Origin of the sequence: Clostridium mobile (genome assembly GCF_018918285.1) — a bacterium.
GTDB lineage: Bacteria > Bacillota > Clostridia > Clostridiales > Clostridiaceae > Clostridium_AW > Clostridium_AW mobile.
Window position 1 is genome coordinate 40,554 of the sequence record NZ_JAHLQF010000004.1, and the last position, 21,745, is coordinate 62,298.

A 21,745-nucleotide genomic window follows, 5' to 3' on the forward strand; every position below is an offset into this window, starting at 1 on the left:
TCTGCTTTTACGCTTTTATAAACACCCTTTGCAAATAAAACTTAGTTTATATAGGCTTTTTCTTCTATTAACTTTTTACCAAATATTTATGACTTATTTACTCACATAATTAACAACCCAATTACATAATGAATTTAATTTATCCTTAGAATCCTTAAAGGAATCCCCCTTAACTCCAAAATAGAATTTTATCTTAGGTTCTGTTCCTGAAGGACGTATTGCTACCCAAGATTCATCTTCCAAAGTAAAATATAGTACATCGGATTCAGGAAGGTGGATCTTATTCTTAGTGCCCTTTAACATATTTATTGATTCTCTAGTTTTATAATCTCTAAACTCTACTACTTTTTTTCCATTAAAGCTATCAGGAGTATTTTCTCTAAAATCTTTTAATATGCTATTTATTTTTTCTAAACCTTCTTTTCCTTTTAAAGTTAAAGAATGTAGATTTTCTTCATAGTAGCCGTATTTTTCATAGAGATTTACCAATGCTTCATATAAACTTAATCCATTTGATTTGTAATATGCAGCCATTTCTCCAATCATCATACAAGCATTCACTGCATCCTTATCCCTTACATAATCTCCTTTTAAGGAACCATAGCTTTCTTCAAATCCAAAGATATACTTATAACTATTATCTTTTTCAAACTGAAGAATCATCTCCCCAATATATTTAAATCCAGTCAATACATCAATAACCTTAACACCATAATTATCCCCTATAATATTTGCCATAGGTGATGTAACTATAGTCTTAATAACAGCAGCATTTTCAGGTAGAATTCCTTTCTTTTCACTTGATGATAAAATGTACTCTGTAAGGAGACATCCTATTTGGTTTCCATTTAAAATTGTATACTCTCCTTCATTGTTTTTTACTACTACTCCAACTCTATCAGAATCAGGGTCCGTCCCCATAATTATGTCAGCATTTTCTTTCTTTGCTAATTCTATAGCTAATTCAAAAACTTCTTTTTCTTCGGGATTAGGATATTTTACTGTAGGGAAATTTGGGTCTGGAAGCTCTTGTTTTTTAACCACTAAAACATTTTTAAAGCCTATTTCAGTTAGTACCCTCCTTACAGGAATATTTCCTGTTCCATGAATAGGGGTATAAACAATTTTAAATTCATCCCCCACTTTTTCGACTACCTCTTTATTAATAACCTCTTCCTTTAACCTATTAATATAGAGGTCATCCATTTCTTCCCCTAAAATTTTAATTAAACCTAAACTCTTTGCTTCTTCAAAGTTTGCTATTTTAATATCCTCAAAATTATCAATTTCCTTCACTTCTTTTATAATTTTATTTGCATGGGATACTATTTGTCCACCATCTTCCCAATAAACCTTATATCCATTATACTCAGGTGGATTATGGCTAGCTGTGATTACAATCCCTGCAATACATTTTTTTTCACGTACGGCAAAAGATAGCTCCGGAGTAGGACGTAAGGATTTAAATAAATACACCTTAATTCCATTACCAGCTATAACCTTAGCTGTTTCCTCTGCAAATTCCCTAGACTTAAATCTAGAATCATAAGCAATAGCAACTCCCTTATCCTTTCCTTCTTCTCCATAATTTAATATATAGTTGCATAATCCTTGAGTAGCACGGCGAACAGTATATATATTTATTCTATTAGTACCAGCTCCAATAATCCCCCTAAGTCCCCCAGTACCAAATTCTAAATCTTTATAAAATCTATCTTCTATTTCTTTTTCATCCCCTGAAATATTTTTCAACTCTTCTCTAGTTTCCTCATCAAAATAGTTATTATTTAACCATTGAAAGTATTTATCCTTATAAATCACTACAATCCCTCCAAAGAATTTAATTTCACATTGTGTATAATTCTATGTAAATTATTCCATAATTATAAATATAAATCAACATTGTCACTTTACAATAATATATACTTATAATCGATAAATGTTTATATTTTGTCTCTATAGATTTCCTGTAAAATAAAAATTTTACTATTACTTCCAATGTTTTCTTACTTTTTGTTGACAAAAACTAGTTTTAACGCTATTATTTCCATATACGTCTATTGAAAGGGGATGAAGGTTATAATTAACTCTAAAAAACCTTTGATGAAAAATAGAATAAAAACATATGCACCAGAATTTATTATGGTTGCAATAAGCTTTATTTTAGTCATCTTTCTATATTCAACAGGAAAAAACGTTACAGTAGTTATAGATGGTGAAGAAAAAAAATTTACTACTTATCAAAGTACTTTTGATAAAGCTTTAAAAAATGCAAATATAGAAATACATGAAAAGGATAAAATAGACAAGGATTTAAACTCAAAAATAGCTAAAAATGATAATATAAACATAAAAAGGGCAGTAAGCCTTAAAGTTATTGTAGATAGCAAGGAGCTAGACGTAAAGTCTGCAGAAGATAACATAGGTTCAATGTTAAATGCGGAAAAGATATCTTTAAAACCTGAGGATAAAGTTTTACCTGGAGTGGAATCAGAATTATCTGAAGGAATGGAGGTAGAAGTAGTAAGAGTTGAAACTAAAGTAGTTACATCAACAGCTCCTGTTAATTTTAAAACTACCGTTAGAAAAGATAATAATTTATTAAAATCTAAGACTAAGGTTTTACAGCCAGGACAAAATGGAGAAAAACAAATTACTACAAACATAGTCTATGAAAATGGTAAAGAAGTATCCAGAAAGGTTGTTAAAGAAGTTGTAACTAAGAAACCTAAGGATAAAATTGTAGTACAAGGTACTTTATCACCTATGTATGCTTCTAGAGGAAATGGCTCACAAGGGAACTCCTTTAGAGTAAAGGCTACTGCCTATTGGGCAGTTCATGGGGTAGGAACTACCTATACTGCATCTGGTAGAAAAGCAGTAAGAAACCCCGATGGATATAGTACCATAGCCGTAGATCCAAGGGTTATTCCTTTAGGAACAAAACTCTATGTTGAAGGTTATGGCCATGCTATAGCAGCAGATACAGGTACCGCAGTAAAAGGAAATTTTATAGATGTTTTCTTTGATACATATAAAGAAGCTTGTGACTGGGGATTAAAATACGTAAATGTACATATAGTTCAATAATAAAATAAACATCTGGTTTTTCATATTCCAGATGTTTATTTTGCTTAATTTACATTGTCTCTTATATAATTTAGCATTAATTTATAAAAATCAGCTTTGAAATGTATTCCATCTGGTTCGTAAAGATTTTTATTACTATCATTTAACAAAGATGCTATATTAAGAAAATTTATATTCTCCTCTTTTGCCATCTCTATAAGCATATTATTATATTCATTTACCTTCTTATTATTAACACCTGTTTTGCTACCCTCAGCCTTTGGTAAAACCGGCAATATGGATTGTACATATATATTTGAATTTGGAAACTTTGCTTTTAAGCTATGAACTAATTCTCTGTATTGATCTATAAACCACTGATTTGATATAGCACCCAAATCATTAAGTCCATATAAAAGATAAATATTTCTCGGATTTTCTATTTCAATTTTATTTAGTTCATTTTTTATAATATTAATATGGCTTCCTTTTTTGGCATAAACATTCTCCTCTTGTACAAATTCATAGTATGATAACGCTTCTGTAACGGAGTCTCCCATGAAAACATCTTCTTTAAAAAACTCCTTATAATTAGTAGAATTATTTGACCTAGTTGTGTCAGTTTTAGCCGGTGTTTTAGTATTATTATTTTTACTCGAATCATTAACTGCTTTATTAGTTGTACTATCTTTAGCACTTTCAGCTTGGTTACTTTTACTATCTTTTGTTTCATCTTCTTTTGCTTTATCTACTTCTGTTTCATTACTCTTGTCCTTATTGTCACTTTCCTTGTTACTATTTTCCTTTGAGCTATTGCTTTCAGACTTTTCATGGCTAGCATAAACTAAAGATGTTTTCTTGTTATTATCCTTATTAAAAGCTCCTATTCCCATACCTACACCAATTATAAATACTGCCAATAATCCAACCGTTCTTTTAATTATTTTATTCCTTCTCTTATTTCTTCTTTTAATTCTTCTTTCTCTTATTTTCATATTAGCTCATCTCCATTGTCTAACTCTAATCTTTGTCTTTATATATATTATAATATTTTATAACGTCAAACTAATTACATGGGTATTACAGATAATTTACAAAACCATTACAATTCGACATAAAAATTCCCTTTAAAATAGATTTTAGACACATTTTGTTACTTCTATCTTAAAGGGAATTCACTTTAATTTAATTTTTTTCTATAAAAAGAAATATAAAATAAAAAGGTACCAAAAATACTTCCCGTAAAGTCAAGTAAAATGTCTCCTACTGCGGAAGTTCTACCTGGAACAAAGCTTTGATAAAATTCATCTAATACTGCAGTAAATAAACAGAAAAATATTATGTAAATAAAAGCTCTTTTTCCTTTAATGTTAAATTGATAAAAAGCGTTGCTTATTAGTATGGCTAACACACAGTACTCAAAAGCGTGAGCCCCTCTTCTAACTAAGTAATTTTGAAACGCTTGTCCTCCCTTAGCTTTGTTAGATGCTAAAAAAACCTTATTATTAAGTTCTGATTTATTACTTTTGTCTTTTTGTATAATTTTTTTAGCATTTCTATAAACAGTTTTTATCATATTTAATGTGTTGTTACTTCGATAATTTGATTTTACACCATTATTAGAGGAATTATAAAATATAAATCCTATCCATAATACGCACAATGCTACTGCTAAAAATTTTTTCAAACTAATCACCTTTTATAATTCAATATATTAAATTATGACATAGCTGCCTTATTCTATCAACAAAAAATACAATTATTAAGAATAAGTTAATATTTTTACTTTGTTTAAGATCTACTTGTCTTCTGTTGATTTTTATAGCAAGTTAAATACTTTAGAATATCATATAGTAAGAAAAATGCTTTGGAGGTATTTTAGGTGAGCTTATCTATTGATACTCCTATTTATATAAATAAAAATTTAATAGTAGATTTACATTCCATATTAGTAAATGGATTTATAGAAAGTAGGGCAGTAAGATTCTTAGAGGACAGAGCTAATTTATTAAAACTACAAAAAGGATGGAAAACCAGTGAAGGTAGTGGAAAGAAAAAATCTAAAAATAATAATAAAGAAAAAAATGTATCAAAGGATTCATCCTTAAACTGTTCCGAAGATTTTTCAGCAATTCTTGATACTAGAGATGCCACTAAGAACGAAATAAGCATCAAACAAATATTTACTACATTTCAAATATTTTTTGACCTAAGAAATATTATGTTAGAGAAAAGCATGTTAAAATCCATAGGAAACAATAGCATAATGGACTATAACACTTACCCTGGGGAATTTATAGAATTTGAAGGACATATTTCTCCCACATCTCCATTATCTCAAATAAATACTATGATAGATATCTTTGAATGCTATGACTGCAAAAATTTAGATAAATTATTAAAAAATAACGATGCTGATGAACCTTTAAACAATTACTCCGTTATGTTAAAACAAATGAAAAACTTATCTGCGTCTTTAAATAGAAATAATACAGTAAATATGATAATGGATTGCAATTCTTTTACCTCCGTATTGAATGTAAATGTAAATAATTTTTCAGATAAAAACGCCTATATGTATGATACCGTTCATTGTCCCTGCAAGGTTTTATGCAAGGTTATTAAAGTTGTAGATGAAAATGATTATATAGATTTATTATGTAAAACTTGCATGAGTGATTACTATACAGAGCTTTTTAATCAATCACAGCCATATTTAGACTTATTAACTAAAAATAATATCATATTGCCCAAAGAGTTTACTACTAAAATACAAGGCCCTGCCATTCAAGTCATCCCCCTTGCTATGTATGTGTAGCAGTAAACACTTATTTATTGTACGCAACTTAAAAATGCTACGTAATGTGCCCTATGCATTTGAGCAAAATTTAGAAATTCTTAATTTAGTTTCACAAATATAGAGCTAAGTACGTAGTGAAGCCGCTCCGGAAAAAGTCGCTATTTCACTGCATACTCAGCTCTTTTAGATTTTCCGAAGATACTTGCTAAATTTAGTTATATAAGATTATTTTACAATTATAAATTTTCACAAGTATATTTATATATCAAAAATAAGAACTGAGATACATAATGACGTCACTTCACAAAAGGCGTTCCTTCCATTATATACCTCAGTTCCTTTATATTTTACAGATATATTTTCACAGTCGTAAATTTCTACAGAGATAGTTTGTTGTATCAAATAGAGAGCTAAGCACGTAGTAAAGTTCCTTTGAAAAAAGTTGCTTTTCCGCTACATACCTAGCTCTTTTGTTTTTTATATTGATATTTTACTTATGAAGAAGATTTATTAAAACTCTATAGGCGCCAGGTACTAAATTAGGAATTTGACGATACCAAGCAAGGGATGAATAAGTGTAGGTTCCCTTTCCATATTGAGTTGTTAAAAGTGTGCTAGTAAATTCACTTTCTCCAGGATCACCAGTTGAAATAAGCTCTACATATTTACTATCCCATTTAGATGGATTATAAGCAGCTCTATCCTGAATCCAATTCTCCCAATCCTTTTCTGTTATTTTATTAGGAGAATTGAAAAATTTATGCTCAGGCTTTAACATTGTAACCTTTGAGTTTTCATCTACCACACGCCAATTCATAACAGGTGTTCCTATGGTCAATGAGTAGGGCGCTAACTCTGGCTTCCAATTATCTTCAGCTTTATTATATTGTACTACTAAATTTCCACCATTTTTAACATATTCTAAAAGTCTATTGTTGCTCTTTACAAGGTCAGGTCGTGCAAGATAGGCTCTAATTCCTACTACAATAGTATCAAAATTAGATAGGTTACCTGCTTCTAAATCTTCCTTAGTTAGATTTGTTACATTCAAACCAACACGGCGAAGGAATTCGTCAGTTTCATCAAAACCACTAGATATATATCCTACCTTTAAATTTTTATCAAATTTAACATCAAAGGCCTGAACCTTCACTTGAGATGGCTGAACAAAATAGGTGCGACCTATATGTGGATATTCAATAACTTGGATTGATTCTTCACTTACTACGGAACCTCTTAGTGCCTTAGCTTTAATTTCATGTGTTCCATTCTCTACTTTAGTAGGAGGCTTTACAGTAAAATCTGCAGATTGAATTTCACCTTTTTTACTAAATTCAACTACTGTGGATTTAGGTTCTACTGACCAACCCTTAGGCACATCAAGATATACTGTAGCTTTATTAGAGGAAGAAGTATAATTAGTTAAAGTCACGGTAACAGGAATAGGCTTCTCAGGTTCTAGAGTATTTAATATAGTTGCTGATGGATTAGGAGATACTGAGAACTCTGGCAATACTGCAAAAAGCTCTTTAGAACTAACATTTAAAATAGATTTTGAACCGAAGCTTTCATATTCTACAGTAGCTTTCATAATATTTTCTTCATAGGGGTGAAAAGTTTTTGCATTATTAGATACGGTTACATCAAATTCAAATATAGCTGTTTCACCATTCTTTAAAGTATTTTTTATAGGAGATTTCCCATTGGCCTTCCAGCCAGTTGGTAAATTTAACTTTGCCCCTAAATTTTTAATATCCAGATTTCCACCGTTGTACACCTTCACAGTAGTCTTTATAGTCTGTCCTCTAGTTACTTCGGAAGTTTCTGGAATAACTCTTATCACTATAGAATTACTAACGCTACTAGCATTATAAAGTTGGTCAACTTTCTTATTTAATCGGTGTAAAAGATCCCCTTTTAATTCTTTATTTAAAGAAGACTCATTAACTTTTTTTATTGTAGATTCTACATCTACTATCATCTTGTGTATATTTTTATTAACCGCTTCAAAGCTAGGGAAGGACTTTTCTATATCTTCAACATCTCTTTGAAGTTTCAAAAGAGCTTCTACCACGCCTTTAGAATTCTTATCTTTTTTTATTTCTTCTGCTAAATCTTTAAATGTAAAGGCCATGCCATCAAAAAAATTCTCCTTTCCTTTTACCTCAGGCTTTAATAATGTGTAATAGCGATAAGATGGACCTTCCTCATAATCTCTTCCCATGCCCTGACATTTATGCATATATCGTGATTCCTCTCCTAATTGAACATAGGATGAAGCGTAGACTTTATCATAAGTCCCAACAGGTACAGCTGTAGTGTGTTTGTCCTTGCTTCCAGGTTCATATAACTTCTTTGCCTTCCAAGGCATTAAACCTTCTTTTAGATGTTCCGGATATTTGGTAGGATCTTGTGCCAATTCATAAGCCTTCTTAGTCAAAATATTTATAGCTTGGTGATGTCCATGGGTACTTTTTACATTTTCAAATGCAGGGAAAATTACATCTGGACGATGTGTTCTTATGCTCCTTACAAGACGCTCTAAAACCACATCTTCTCCCCATTTTTTTAAAGTTTCCTCCCAAGTTTTAGAGAAACCAAAATCCTTTAAGGGTTCATCAATATCTTTACGAAGAATCTCTAAATCTACATCTAATATTTTAGCCGCCTCTTCATACTCTCTAGTTCTTAAAACACTTAGGGCATCCTCTAGTTCTGAACCAATCTCATTTTGTCCCCCTTGCCCTCGAGTTACACTTACTATAGAGGTATCTACCCCTAAACCAAGAGAAGTATAAGCTAAAAGAGCACTGTGTTCATCATCAGGATGAGCACAAACATTCATAACACTTGTCACTGTAGTTAGAGGTTTTATAGCCTTCCAAAGTTCTACAACCCCACGCTCTGCTCTAACCTGTTCCGCTCCAACTTTGTTAGGAACAACAATTGCTCCCGCAATAAAAATTAGTGTAATTATAGAAGCTAAACGTTTAGTAAAAGATTTTGACATAACATACCCTCCTTTTTTAAAATATAATAAATGTAATTAGTTAATCGTATTAACTAATTCTTTACTACTACTTTATATTATTCCACATATTCCAAATGATTCCTCTATATAAACAGAATTTTCAAAAAACTTTTTTTTTAACAATCTCTGAGATTTTATGTTGTACAAATCCCATGTATTATTTGATATTTGTAGCAACTTACTGTAAAAATAATAGTTTTTAAAAGATAGTTTAGGTTGTAAAATAGAGAGCTAAGTATGTAGTGAAACCTCTCCAGAAAAAATTGGTATTTCACTACATACTTAGCTCTTTTAGGTTTTACGAAGATATTTTCTAAATTAAGTTATATAAGATTAGTTGCAATTGTAAATTTTTACAAATATATTTATATATCAGAAAGAGGAACTGAGATACATAGTGACGTCGCTTCAAAAAAGGCGCTCCTCCCACTATATACCTCAGTCTTTCTATGTTTTACAGATATATTTTAAAATTTATATTATGACAGTTTAATTTGCTAAATATTAACTTTTATAATTTCATTGCACAAAACTTTAAAAATGCTATGTGATGAGCTTTGCACATTTGAGCAAAATCTAGTAATTATTTAAAATATCCATCGAAAATACTTTCTATTTTTTCACTATCCTCTGAAATAATAAATAATATATATTTACCGTTGTTTTTTAATGTATAGTTTTTTGCGTTTTCATATTGATCTGGTAAGTATGTTTCAAAAGTTTTCTGTACATCCCCTGCACGCTTCTTTATTCCTTCAATTACTTCATCAACATTCTTTTCATCTTTTACTTTAATTATCCCTAATTCATCTGCTTTTACATTCATTAATGGGATTTCAACAACAAACTCTTCTATAATATCAGGGTTAACGTAGTATTTTTCTTTTACTTCTTCCTCTTTTAACTCTACCATAGGTGAACTTTCTACCTCATTTTTAATTTTTTCTGCTATTTCTCTAACTGACACATTTACTTCTTTAGTAGCTTTGCCACATCCAAATAGTGAAAATAAGCTCACAATGACAAGTAAAAACATAAGTATTTTTTTATTCATGCTATCTCCTCCTCTTGTAATTAAATATTTAGCTTGTCTCAATATTTAATACGCAAAGAAAATATAAACAGATATATGATTAGAAATTATTTTCTTGCCAATTTCATCCTATAATTATCATCCGAAATACTCCTGCTACAGTGTATAAAAGTCATTCACATCATAGTAATTACTATGAATTCTAAAATTTTAAATAAATATTATAAATGCAAATTATAAAATAAAAAACTAAGCTACCCATATTGGAAAGCTTAGTTTTAATTATTAAGATTCTTATTTTATTAATTATTTTCCGTTCACTAATTTTATATTTATAATAGTATAATGTAAAATTCTATAATGAAATTTAAACTGTTGCAACTTTTTTAGGATTATCTAAAGTCTCTTCCTCAAGCATCTCTTTTTTTAAGCTCTTATTTAACCAAATAGACATTATAAGAGTTTCTATAAATGCCAGTCCATCGGCTGCCGTTTGACAGAATATTACTCCATTTAACCCCATAAACTTTGGTAAAACGTACATTAATGGAATATAAAATATTCCCTGTCTGGATATAGATAATATAAAAGCTCCCACTGCTTTACCTAAAGCTTGGAATAATACTGCATAGGTATTTATATATCCGAAAAGTGGGAATAATAAACTTGCTGATCTAAAGGCCTTTATTCCTATATCTATAACTTCCCTATCTCTTGTAAATACGAGCATACACTGTTCTCCAAAAGTTATAAATATAATAGATACAAATATGGCAGCAATGGTGCTCCATTTAATAGATATTTTTATGGCTTCTTTTAATCTAGTAAAATTTTTAGCTCCATAATTATATCCTGCAACAGGTTGGAATCCCTGTCCGATTCCAAACACTATATAAAATCCTATAGACATAACTCTAAATACTATACCCATGGCAGCTACTGCTGCATCTCCGTAAGGTTTTGCTCCTAAATTCATAAAACCTAAGGCAAAACTTGCCAATACTTGAGTTACAAAAATAGGAATACCTATCTTAAGTATTTCAAAAAACATATTAAAAGTTGGCTTTAAAAGCTTAATGCTTAATTTTATATAGCTTTTCTTAGAATAATAATATCTTAAAAGAAAAATGAAGGATACTAACTGTGATATAACCGTAGCAACTGCGGCACCTTTTATACCCATATCAAATGTAAACATAAATATAGGATCTAGTATTATGTTTATAATACCTCCTATACAAGTAGATATCATACTATATTTTGAATTTCCTTCTGCTCTAATAGTATTACTCATTATTGCTGTTCCAATAGTAAAAACTGATCCCAATACTATTGAATATCCATATTCTCTGGCATAGGGCATTATGGTTTCTGTTGCTCCATACATTAATAAAAATTGATCTAAAAATATTGTAGCTATTACAGTAAAAATTAAACTAAATATGCACCCAATTATTATAATAGATGTTAGAGTCTTATCAGCTTCCTCTTTTTTCTTTTCTCCCAACAATCTTGATAGATAAGAAGCACCTCCTGCACCAAACATAACCCCTATAGCTCCAATAAACATAAACAGTGGATATACTATAGATACGGCAGCAATAGCACTAGTATTATTTAACATACCAACAAACATAGTATCAACTATGTTGTAAATAGCATTAATTAACATAGCTATTATTGCAGGTACTGATAATTTTAAAAGCACCTTGGATATACTCTCTTTCTCCATCATTTCTGCTGTAGATATTCTGTTTTTCATATTCTTTTTTGCCTAATGAAAGCCTAGAAAAGCTTAGACATGCCTCCCTTCATAGTTTAAATCTTAATTTTTAATTTTATTATTATAGCGCTAGGCTTTGATTTTAGTTTTAGTTTTATAGGTTCTGAAATTAAGAACCACTTGATAATATACCACGTTCTTTTGTTCTTGACAAATACAATTTTACTATGCCTAGTTAAAATAAATATACAAAGGCAAAGAGACTCACCCCTTTGCCTTTATACGTTAAATTTATATTCTATTTTACAATTAAATCTTCAATATTAATCTCTTTTTCTTGTAGTCCATTCTTCAACATAAACTCTTGTGTTCTTTTAAGTTCTTCTATGTCTTTATCACTTATATTGCTATCAAAATCATACCAAGAATACATTTCTTTTGTTTCTTCAGGTGTTAGTCCAACTTCCTTAGCTGTTATCTCCATAGCTTCATCAAGGTTATTATTTATATAGTCAATGGTATCTTCATGAACTTTTTTAAATCTATTAACTAATTCTTGGTTTTCCTTTAAAAACTTTTCACTTACAGCAGTTACTATAGTACCTTCTACTATTCCCTCTCCATTAGCTACAACTTTTCCTCCTGCCTTTATAGCATTTAGAGCTGCTGGTCCAGCTAAAAGTGCTACATCTACACTTTCATTATTAAGTGCAGCTAAAGCTTCTGGTATTCCCATATTTATAAATTCTATATCATCCTGTTTTAATCCGTCCTTTTCTAAGGTTCCAAGTAAAAGTTGGTGAAGCACTGTTCCTTTAGGTCCCGCTACCTTTTTTCCTAAAAGATCCTTAGAGCTCTTTATATCATCATTTTTTGTTATTATCATGAAAGCTTTAGGTGCTCTACTGTATACATTAATTATTTTTAAATCTACCCCATTAGATGCAGCTAAAATAGCAGAAGTTCCTCCAAGGGCATGTACAAATTGTATTTCCCCAGCAGCAAGAGCTTGGGTTTGTTGAGGTCCTGAGGTTATTTCATGCCACTTTACCTCTATTTTGTCTTTTTCAAACTCTTTCTCAAAGCTTTCTTTATTCTTTTCAATTATTGATGGTACATTCAAAGGTGCCTTTACGTAAGTTATATTTATTGGTTTATTATTTTCCCCTTTAGCTTTGTTTTCTGTACTAGCACACCCAGCTAACACACTTCCCCCAATGGCAAGCGTTAGTAATAATGATAATATCTTTTTTCCTTTTATCATGTGTATCCCTCCAATTTATTTAAACTAATTAATATTCATCCTTAGAAAGAGTTTCTAAAATATCTTCCTTAATATATATAAGATTATTTAAAGATAAATTTCTTGGGTAACTTTCCTCTATTCTATAATCTTTTATTACCTTTCCTTTATCTAAAATTATAATTCTATGCCCTAGTAAAATTGCCTCATCTACATTATGAGTTACAAAAACTATCCCTTTTTTAGTTTCCTCATATAAATTTATAATTTCTCCTTGAAGATTAGACCTTGTGAAGTAATCCAGTGCTGCAAAAGGCTCGTCCATTAACATTATATCTGGCTCATAAGCAAGAGCACGGGCTATGGAAACTCTGTGAGCCATTCCCCCCGAAAGCTGACTAGGATAAGCCTCAGAAAACTTCTCTAACTTCATAAGCTTCAAAAATTTATCTTCTATCTCATTATTCCCTTTCTTTAAATAGAAAGTTATATTTTCTCTTACTGTAAGCCAAGGCATAAGTCTGTTCTCTTGAAACACCATTCCTATTTTAGGTTTAACCTGAACCTCATCTCTATAAAATGATATATTCCCTAAAGTAGCCTCTTCTAATTTTGCTAATAATCTTAATAGAGTCGTTTTCCCACATCCACTTTTACCAAGTATTATAGTTATCATATTGCTTTCAATATTTAAATTTATACCCTCTAAAACCCTATGACTTTTCCCGTTTACTATGTAATCTTTACTTAAATCATTTACGCTATATCCTCTCATTATCATCTACCCCTATATTCTACACATTAATCTTTTTTACTAAAACGGAAAATAAATAATCCATTAAGCTTCCTAAAATTCCCATGCACAAAATTCCAACAATCACAACATCTGACCTTGAAAGCTGTTGTCCATCTAAAATAAGATATCCTAATCCCGATGAAGCCGCCACCATTTCTGCTCCTATTATAGCTCTCCAACTATAGCCTATACCTAGCCTCATTCCAACTAATATATTAGGAAGTGCAGAAGGAATTACTATTTTAAAAAATATATCCTTTTTAGGGAGATCAAAAATTTTTCCCACTTCAATTAATTTTTTATCACAACTTTCTACACCTTTTATGGTATTTAAGAACACTGGAAAAAATGAAGCTAATATTATAATTATTATTTTAGATTTTTCCCCAATGCCGAACCATAAAATAAGCATCGGAACTAAAGCTAAAGGCGGAGTGTGCCTTATAAACTCTAATGCTGGCTTAAAGTAAATATATATTTTCTTATTTACTCCAAATAAAATTCCAAGGGGAACTGCTAAAAGTAGAGTTATAAAAAATCCTGTTAAAACTCTTATTAAACTGTGCCCTATATGTTTAAATAAAACTCCTGAGGCCATGAGGGTGACTGCGCTTTGGGCTACGGATTTTGGTGAAGGAAGTATATAAGAAGTCCAATAGTTATTTATACTACCCACATACCATAGAAGAATTATGGCTATAATAAGTATATATCCTTTTAACTTATACCCCATCTCCCCTATTACATCCTCCTTCGCACAACAGCATCTCTATAAGATTAACTTTTTCCTTTGTTTTCTCTATATTTTCTACCTCTTTTAATATTTCTTCTTCTCCGCTTAACTCTAAAACATCTAGATTTAAATCTCTAAAAAACCCAAGTGGGATGGGAGATTCACTACATCTATCTTCCTTTTTTATATGTAAGTTTTCACATATATCATTCCAGGTTTCAAAAACCACTCCCGTCTTTCCTTCTTTTTTAAATATATTATTTCCCATGTCCTTTAGGCAGTTGCAAGGAGTAGTTATAAAAAGTCTATTATTTTCATCACCTTTTATATATAAATCATATAAAGATCTAGCTGTATGAATTAATATTGGCTCTATTTTAGGTATGCAAAATTTACTATGATTTATTTTATCTTCTATGTATTCAATAGCCGCTGGACATCTTGTATCCAATATTATTTTATCTTCCTTTTCACTACATAAGGTTTTAAATTTATTTTTCACCACATCTATTTGACTAGGAGGCTCTACCACTTCATAATCTTTTCTTTTTAGCTCTTGTAATAAATTTTCAAATTTAATCCCATACATACTCTTAACAACCGGGTTTATCCAAATATAATTCATAATCAATTTCATCCTTTAAATCTTTTATTTTACCTAATAAATTAAATAATTTTATATTACTGATAATGATTATCAATATCATTAATATCTGTTACATTTTATCAATTATATTAGAGTAAGTCAATATATCAACAGTCCATTCTTTACTTTATTTCATATTTTATCACTATATTCCTCTTTCTCCCCCATAATATATTAAATTTTGCTAATTTTTTATACAGATATAGCTTGATAATATAATTTTTAAGAAATTATTAAGAAATTGGACAAATTCCTTTAATAAAATCTCTATAAATCTTTGGTATAATTAATAAATATATGAAACTAATACGAGGTAAGTGATGCTATGAGAAAACTAAAAAGATTATTTAGAACAATATTTTTTATGATATTTATAGTGGCTATGTTTAAAGTCCTACATAATTTTAATTTAAACAAAGATGTGCTCCCTACATCTGCTATGAGAATTTATATTAAAGCTTGCGATGAAGTAAGCGAAGATAAACTTCAAGTAAATTGGAAATATGTAGCCGCATTAGATTCCTTGCGTATAAATAATGACTTTTCAAAGGCAAATATAGAGGATGCAAAGAGAATAGCTGATGAATTTTTAGAAGTAAATACTTCAGAGAATAAATTTAAGAATTCTAAATATAAATTGTTAAGCTTTGATGAAGTTATAAACAAATTTTCCTATACCAATAAAGAACAAGAGAAAATTTATAAATTTTTAGATAAGCTAAATGATAAATATTTAGTTCAGGTAGATGAAAGTAAAAAAGCTTTCATAGAGGAATTGACTCCTACAGCTATAGACATATATAAAAATTATGATATTCTTCCCTCTATAGCAATTGGACAAGCCATTATAGAATCTAATTGGGGTAATTCTACTCTTTCTGCTGAACATAATAATTTATTCGGCATAAAGTCTACTAAATCGTGGAAAGGTAAAACTGTAGATATGAAAACTTCTGAAAACTATGATGATACCATAGTTGCTACATTTAGAGCATATGATTCTCAAAAAGATTCCTTAGCTGATTATGCTCAATTCCTTAAAAATAATCAGCGATACAAAGAAAATGGAGTTTTCAATGCTGTTGATTACATAAATCAAGCTAAAGCAATTGATAAAGCAGGGTATAGCACAAAAAAAGATGAAACTGGAAAAAACATGTATGCAGACCTTCTCATACAAATTATAAAGGAATATAATTTACAGCTTATCGATAGTAAGGTTCAACAAGAATCTTTTTAAGTACATATTTATTATTAAAAAATTTAAGAGGCTATCCATATAAACATATATTTATGAAATGTTTTTTACATTTATAAATTCCTACAAAAATAATTTAGTTTTACAAATAGAGAGCTAAATATATAGTGAAGACGCTCCAATAAAAAGTCGCTATTTCACTATATACTTAGCTCTTTTATAGTTTAAAAATATATTTTCAAATTTATATTATGACAGTTTAGTCTCTTAAATAGTTACTTTTACAATTTCATCGTGTAAAACTTAAAAATAATATGTGATGCGCCCTTATGCATTTGAGCAAGATCTAGAGATTCTTAATTTATTTTAGAACTTCTCATTATATTAAAATAGTATAAGAAACATTATGTAGCATTTTTTATTTTTTGTACCCTTAAGTTGTTTTCTTAAATATAGATTTTAGAAATAATAATTATCATTTAATAATTATTCCAAAATTGTATAGCATAAGTGAAAATTTTGTAGTATAATTTTGTAACAAGTAGAATATGGTGGAATTATATTCGGAAATGACGAAGGGGGATTATTACATGAAAGATATAAATAAAGGTACTATGAAAATTAAAACAAAATTATTTTTAGTGTTAATTTTAGTAACTGCACTTATTTTATCAATAATTGCTACTAATTTTTATACACTCTCAAAATTAAATGGAGATGCTGCTGCTATAAACTTATCGGGCAGTGAAAGAATGAGAAGTTATAAGTTAGCCTATATTACTAACCTATACATATACGAAACAGATTCTACAAAAAAATCTCAATTAAAGGAAGATATATTAAAAGAAATAAATACATTTGATAAGATATTAATTGGTTTAGAAAAGGGAGATAAGGAATTAAATTTAATTCCAGTACAGGATGAACACAGCATTGAAAAGCTAAACTCCATTAATAGTAAGTGGAGCAAAATGAAAGAAACCTATAATTCAATTATCAATACAGAAGATATAAATTTACAAAAAAATAATTCTCAATACATAATTGAAAATGTTAATGATGTTGTAGGAGAAGTTAATGAATTAGTAAATAATCTTGATGATATTTCAGCTAAAAAAGTAACTTTCTCTAAAAACATTAGTATTGTATTTTTCTTACTTGCATTGGGTATCTTGCTATTTATCTTTAGATTCATAATAAATACTATAATAATGCCAATTGAAAATATAAAAAACAACATGAAAGATATAGCCTCCGGAGAGGGAGACCTAACAAAAAGAATACTTATAAAGAGCAATGATGAAATAGGAGAATTAGCCTTATGGTTTAATTCCTTTGTGGAAAATATTCATACTATAGTGTCTAACGTGGTTATAACTACAAAAAATACAAAGGAAACTTCAGAGCAAATATCAGCCATAGCTATTCAAAACACGGAAGCTACTGAAACCATCTCCTTATCTGCACAAAGTGTTTCCACTGGAAGCAATACGCAAACTAATGAGGTTGAAAACTTGTTTTCTAAAGTAGAAGAGGTAACAAATGAAATTAAAGAAATAAATACTATAATAAAAAATGTAGCGGGTAACTCAAAGCAATCAGAGCAGGAAGCTTTAAATGGAAATGATAAAATTGTAGAAACGAAGGAGCAACTAGATTTAGTAAGAGAAACCATAAATGAAATGGATGGAAAAATGACATTATTGGATACTAACTCAAAGGAAATAAGTAAAATAATTGAGCTTATAACTAATATCTCCAGTCAAACTAATTTACTTGCCCTCAACGCTTCCATAGAGGCAGCAAGAGCTGGTGAGCTTGGTAAAGGATTTGCTGTAGTTGCTGAAGAAGTAAGAAAACTTGCTGATGAAACAGAAGATGCAGCAAGACAAATAGTACCTTTTATCAAAGAAGTTCAAGGAAATGTGTATTCTATAAAAGACAACATGTTAGAAGTTATAAAGGAATTAGATAAAGAATTCGCCGTATTGAATGAAACCATAGATACTCTACATGTTATACTAGAAGGAAGCAAAAATACTGCTTTAGGAATAGATAGTGCAAAAGGTATAATGATGAATTTAGATAACAACCTTGAAAATATAAAAGAAATATTTATAGATATAATGAATATAACAAGAGAAAATTCAGCAAATATGCAAAATGTAGCTGCAGCCGCAGAAGAGCAATCTGCCTCTTCAGAGGAAATGTCTTCTTCTATAGACAACTTGTTTTCTATGATTTTAGATTTACATAATAAAGTATCTGGTTTTAGGGTATGAAAGGAGCTGAGCATTTAATGCTCAGCTCTTAGTTTTTAAGCTTTTAGCTTTTTAATTTAATTATATTTTAAAGCATTATATTTTTTGAGTATTTAAGCAGATTCTACATTTTTATCTTTACGCTTATAAAATATTCCCCCTACTGCTGCAAATACAACTAAAACTCCACCGATTTTAATCCATTTAGAACCTTTATGGTGGTGACTTACTTCTTCTCCTACTTTCCACTTAACTGTATGTCCCATTCCATCATCTGCAACAATATAGGCTACACCGGAATTCTTATCGTATTTAAACTGTCCATTTTCATCTAGTTTTCCTCTTTCAATTTCTTTGTCATTAGCATCGTATAATATTATTTGAGTTTTTTCTGAAAAGCTTCCATCATCATAATGAACTTTTATAATTCCATCTTCCACTGGCTCTATAGCTATCTTATGAGCATAAACAGGTGTAGTGAATAATAATAACATAATACTTACAAGAAAAAACATTTTTAAATTCTTCATAATTTAAATTTCCTCCTAATTTCTTATGATGCAGCACATGCTATACAAATTAATTTTCTTTTTTAAAAAGTTTTGTTAATAATTCTTTTGCTTTATTTATGTTTTTAGGCCTCATAGAAGTATTAGAAAAAACTTCATATAAGTTAGGAGTTTTCAATTTTGCTTCCTCCATCAAAATCTCATCTTCTAATAGATCTATAGATCCCTCAGCCAAGACTTTGCCCTCTTTTAAAATAATACATTCATCTGCCCAACTATAGGCAATATCCACATCATGAGTAGTAATAATCAGGGTCCGTCCCTTACTATTTAGCTTTTCTAGAATGTATATAAATTGCTGTAATGAATATGGATCTAGCCCTGAAAATGGTTCATCAAATATCATAATCTCTGGCTCCATAGCTAGAACTCCTGCTATAGCAACCTTCTTTTTTTGTCCAAGACTTAGGTTATAGGGTTGACGATGTTTTAAATCTTCAATACCTATCAAGCTTAATGCATTTTCAACAGCTTTTTCTACTTCCTCTTCTTTGTAACCTAAATTTCTAGGCCCAAAGGCTACATCTTCATATACAGTAGTAGAAAATAATTGGTCATCTGGATTATCAAATACAATCCCCAGAATTTTTCTAATATCATATAGACTTTCTTTGCAAACAGAAGTTCCTTTAATTTTAATAGAACCCTTCTGTGGCAAAATCAACCCATTGAAATGCTGTAATAAAGTAGATTTACCGCTACCATTAGCTCCTAATATAGCTATCTTCCTTTGCTCTTTTATATTAATCGATATATCTTGCAATGCAATAGTTTCATGTGTGTAAGCATAACTTAAATTTTTAATTTCTACTATATCCATTAGAACCACCACTTTTCAATAATATGTAGTAAAATTACGCTGCTTATAAAAAGAACAGATTTTAATATATCAATTATTGTAATGCTCTTTGGTTTTGATGTGGGCATCTTTCCATTAAATCCTCGCGAAGCCATAGCTCTATATACCTTTTCTGAAGTATCAATAGATTTCACTAACATTCCTCCCATGATTTCCCCATAAACCTTAAAGGAGTTTTTATGAAATCTCGGTTGAAATAATCTTGATTTTAAAGATTTATAAAATTGGCTAAGTCTTTCACTGAGTATGAACACATAGCGCCAAGATAAAAAAATGATTGAAATAAAAGAGCTCGGCAATTTCATATGAGCCAGACCATTTAATAGCGCAGGTACAGGTTGACTAAAAAACATAATAAACATAATAAATAAAGCATTTAAGCTCTTAAAAATTAATAATAAAGCTAGTGTCTTTCTCTCCTGAGTTGGCGGAATTCCTCCACCTATCATTATAGGCAAGGACATTAAAAGTAAAAAAGGTAGAAAACATACTACTCTTATGACAATTTGTTTAATAGAAACTCCCATGGACAGTACAATTGCTGTTAAAATAGCAAAAGATAATATTAACAATAAAGGTGTTTTTAGAAAAACTAAGGTAAAAACCATTATTATACATGAAATAGTCTTTGTTCTTGATTCCCAATGATGAATCCAAGAGTCTTTTGTTGTAGTTGGTATAGCGTTTTTTATTGATGGTATAGACTTTAATGTCATAAGAGAACTCCTTTTATAAATTTAAATTTTCTACATAGGTTTCTAAAACCTTAGGCCTTACGCGATATATAAAACTTATGGTAATTGCCGTAATAAAACTTTCTAAAATAGCTAGAGGCAAATGCCCTAAAACTAGCACATTAATAACTGAAAAAAATCCTTCACTATATGTGTTATTAGTAAAAAATAATACAGTTACTAAAATCAAAACAGTAACTAATACAGATAATGCACCTACTAAAGCCGCACTAAGAGTAATTGATTTCTTTTTCCTCATGCATTTAGAAAATACTTTGTAAGCAACAATGGCTGGCAACCCTACCATTATGGTATTCATACCCAGGGTAGTCAGCCCACCATGTTGAAATATGACGGCTTGGAGTAAAAGGCCTATAAATACTGCAATTGTACTTCGCTTACCTAAAATAATCCCTAAAAGTCCTCCTAATAAAGGATGCACTGAACTAGGCCCTACTGGAAAACTTATAAGAGCAAATGTAAAAAAAGTCGCTGTCATAAGGCTAATTTTAGGAATTTCCTCTTCTTTTATATTTCTAAATGAGTTAACTACCATCCCACCTGCTACTACTGATGTAACTGCAACTGCTGGTAAATTTAAAACACCATCGGACAAGTGCATAATAATCCCCTCCTTTCTTATTTCTTCTCATTAAAAATAGCCTATACTCACTGTATAGGCTATAAAAATACTGCTTGTCTATAATTAATTATGATTTTAATAAATCGCTTTAAAACAAGTCAACGTATTTTTAATTCATACACCGTGAATAAAAAACACTAGAAATTATAGAAGCAGGTCTCCTGACTTAGGTTCAACGTTATTTTATACCTTCCCAGATAATATCTAGTGGCAATTTGAAAATAACTTCCCATTACAGTGGCGGGACCGTGTTGGATTTTCACCAACTTCCCTTTTAATTTATAAATAAAACTTCTATAAAACTATTTCATTTGCGTTCAGTATAACATCCATTTAATACAAAATCAACCTTATTTGTATAATTAATCATATAATAAATTTTATTATATCTCACAATTACAGTACTA

18 protein-coding genes and 1 riboswitch are annotated in these 21,745 nt (G+C 29.8%); of the genes, 4 read left to right on the forward strand and 14 right to left on the reverse strand.

Translation table 11 applies throughout. The annotated features are described in order from the left end of the window. Window positions 1-93: 93 nt before the first annotated feature. Complete coding sequence (locus KQI86_RS15475) at window positions 94-1,821, reverse strand: phospho-sugar mutase (RefSeq protein WP_216440293.1); 1,728 nt, start codon at window positions 1,819-1,821, stop codon at window positions 94-96. A 282-nt stretch (window positions 1,822-2,103) separates the two neighbouring features. Between KQI86_RS15475 and KQI86_RS15480 the strand changes: the two genes are divergently transcribed. Continuing rightward, complete coding sequence (locus KQI86_RS15480) at window positions 2,104-3,090, forward strand: resuscitation-promoting factor (RefSeq protein WP_216440294.1); 987 nt, start codon at window positions 2,104-2,106, stop codon at window positions 3,088-3,090. A 44-nt stretch (window positions 3,091-3,134) separates the two neighbouring features. Here KQI86_RS15480 and KQI86_RS15485 read toward each other — a convergent pair whose 3' ends face one another. Then, window positions 3,135-4,064 carry a GDSL-type esterase/lipase family protein gene (locus KQI86_RS15485; protein WP_216440295.1) on the reverse strand — a complete coding sequence of 310 codons (930 nt, stop codon included), beginning with the start codon at window positions 4,062-4,064 and terminating at the stop codon, window positions 3,135-3,137. 185 nt (window positions 4,065-4,249) lie between these two features. Continuing rightward, a complete protein-coding gene (locus KQI86_RS15490; protein ID WP_216440296.1) occupies window positions 4,250-4,756 on the reverse strand; it encodes a VanZ family protein in 507 nt (168 codons plus the stop codon). 195 nt (window positions 4,757-4,951) lie between these two features. Between KQI86_RS15490 and KQI86_RS15495 the strand changes: the two genes are divergently transcribed. After that, a complete protein-coding gene (locus KQI86_RS15495; RefSeq protein ID WP_216440297.1) occupies window positions 4,952-5,887 on the forward strand; it encodes a DUF6414 family protein in 936 nt (311 codons plus the stop codon). A 472-nt stretch (window positions 5,888-6,359) separates the two neighbouring features. Here the strand turns inward: KQI86_RS15495 and KQI86_RS15500 are convergent, their stop codons facing one another. From KQI86_RS15500 to KQI86_RS15530, 7 genes are all read right to left on the reverse strand, one after another. After that, window positions 6,360-8,879 carry a PIG-L family deacetylase gene (locus tag KQI86_RS15500; RefSeq protein WP_216440298.1) on the reverse strand — a complete coding sequence of 840 codons (2,520 nt, stop codon included), beginning with the start codon at window positions 8,877-8,879 and terminating at the stop codon, window positions 6,360-6,362. A 604-nt stretch (window positions 8,880-9,483) separates the two neighbouring features. Beyond that, window positions 9,484-9,954, reverse strand: a complete 471-nt coding sequence (locus KQI86_RS15505) for a DUF4358 domain-containing protein (RefSeq protein ID WP_216440299.1) — start codon at window positions 9,952-9,954, stop codon at window positions 9,484-9,486. Window positions 9,955-10,300: 346 nt separating this feature from the next. Beyond that, window positions 10,301-11,695 (reverse strand): MATE family efflux transporter, encoded by a 1,395-nt coding sequence (locus KQI86_RS15510; protein ID WP_216440300.1) that lies wholly within the window; start codon window positions 11,693-11,695, stop codon window positions 10,301-10,303. Window positions 11,696-11,954: 259 nt separating this feature from the next. Continuing rightward, window positions 11,955-12,920: an ABC transporter substrate-binding protein gene (locus KQI86_RS15515; protein ID WP_216440301.1), complete on the reverse strand. Its 966-nt coding sequence runs from the start codon at window positions 12,918-12,920 to the stop codon at window positions 11,955-11,957. Between the two features lie 28 nt (window positions 12,921-12,948). Beyond that, window positions 12,949-13,674: an ABC transporter ATP-binding protein gene (locus tag KQI86_RS15520; protein ID WP_216440302.1), complete on the reverse strand. Its 726-nt coding sequence runs from the start codon at window positions 13,672-13,674 to the stop codon at window positions 12,949-12,951. A 19-nt stretch (window positions 13,675-13,693) separates the two neighbouring features. Beyond that, window positions 13,694-14,428 (reverse strand): ABC transporter permease, encoded by a 735-nt coding sequence (locus tag KQI86_RS15525; protein ID WP_216440303.1) that lies wholly within the window; start codon window positions 14,426-14,428, stop codon window positions 13,694-13,696. Continuing rightward, the gene (locus KQI86_RS15530; protein WP_216440304.1) at window positions 14,418-15,053 is read right to left on the reverse strand and encodes a hypothetical protein; all 636 of its coding nucleotides are present in this window, start codon (window positions 15,051-15,053) and stop codon (window positions 14,418-14,420) included. The genes KQI86_RS15525 and KQI86_RS15530 overlap by 11 nt, the downstream gene beginning before the upstream one ends. A 346-nt stretch (window positions 15,054-15,399) precedes the next feature. Between KQI86_RS15530 and KQI86_RS15535 the strand changes: the two genes are divergently transcribed. Both KQI86_RS15535 and KQI86_RS15540 read left to right on the forward strand, forming a co-directional pair. Continuing rightward, window positions 15,400-16,314, forward strand: coding sequence for a glycoside hydrolase family 73 protein (locus KQI86_RS15535; RefSeq protein ID WP_216440305.1), 915 nt, complete (start codon window positions 15,400-15,402; stop codon window positions 16,312-16,314). Between the two features lie 548 nt (window positions 16,315-16,862). After that, window positions 16,863-18,554 carry a methyl-accepting chemotaxis protein gene (locus KQI86_RS15540; RefSeq protein ID WP_216440306.1) on the forward strand — a complete coding sequence of 564 codons (1,692 nt, stop codon included), beginning with the start codon at window positions 16,863-16,865 and terminating at the stop codon, window positions 18,552-18,554. Between the two features lie 92 nt (window positions 18,555-18,646). Here the strand turns inward: KQI86_RS15540 and KQI86_RS15545 are convergent, their stop codons facing one another. The 4 genes from KQI86_RS15545 to KQI86_RS15560 are packed head-to-tail and all read right to left on the reverse strand — an operon-like array spanning window position 18,647 to window position 21,338. After that, entirely contained in the window at window positions 18,647-19,063 is a 417-nt protein-coding gene (locus KQI86_RS15545; protein WP_216440307.1) for a hypothetical protein, read from the reverse strand. 49 nt (window positions 19,064-19,112) lie between these two features. Further along, window positions 19,113-19,922: an energy-coupling factor ABC transporter ATP-binding protein gene (locus KQI86_RS15550; RefSeq protein ID WP_216440308.1), complete on the reverse strand. Its 810-nt coding sequence runs from the start codon at window positions 19,920-19,922 to the stop codon at window positions 19,113-19,115. Further along, entirely contained in the window at window positions 19,922-20,677 is a 756-nt protein-coding gene (cbiQ, locus tag KQI86_RS15555) for a cobalt ECF transporter T component CbiQ (RefSeq protein WP_216440310.1), read from the reverse strand. Before cbiQ ends, KQI86_RS15550 begins: the two co-directional genes overlap by 1 nt. Window positions 20,678-20,690: 13 nt before the next feature. After that, window positions 20,691-21,338 carry a CbiM family transporter gene (locus KQI86_RS15560; protein WP_343216193.1) on the reverse strand — a complete coding sequence of 216 codons (648 nt, stop codon included), beginning with the start codon at window positions 21,336-21,338 and terminating at the stop codon, window positions 20,691-20,693. A gap of 134 nt (window positions 21,339-21,472) precedes the next feature. Then, window positions 21,473-21,649: riboswitch (cobalamin riboswitch) on the reverse strand. Window positions 21,650-21,745: the final 96 nt, after the last annotated feature.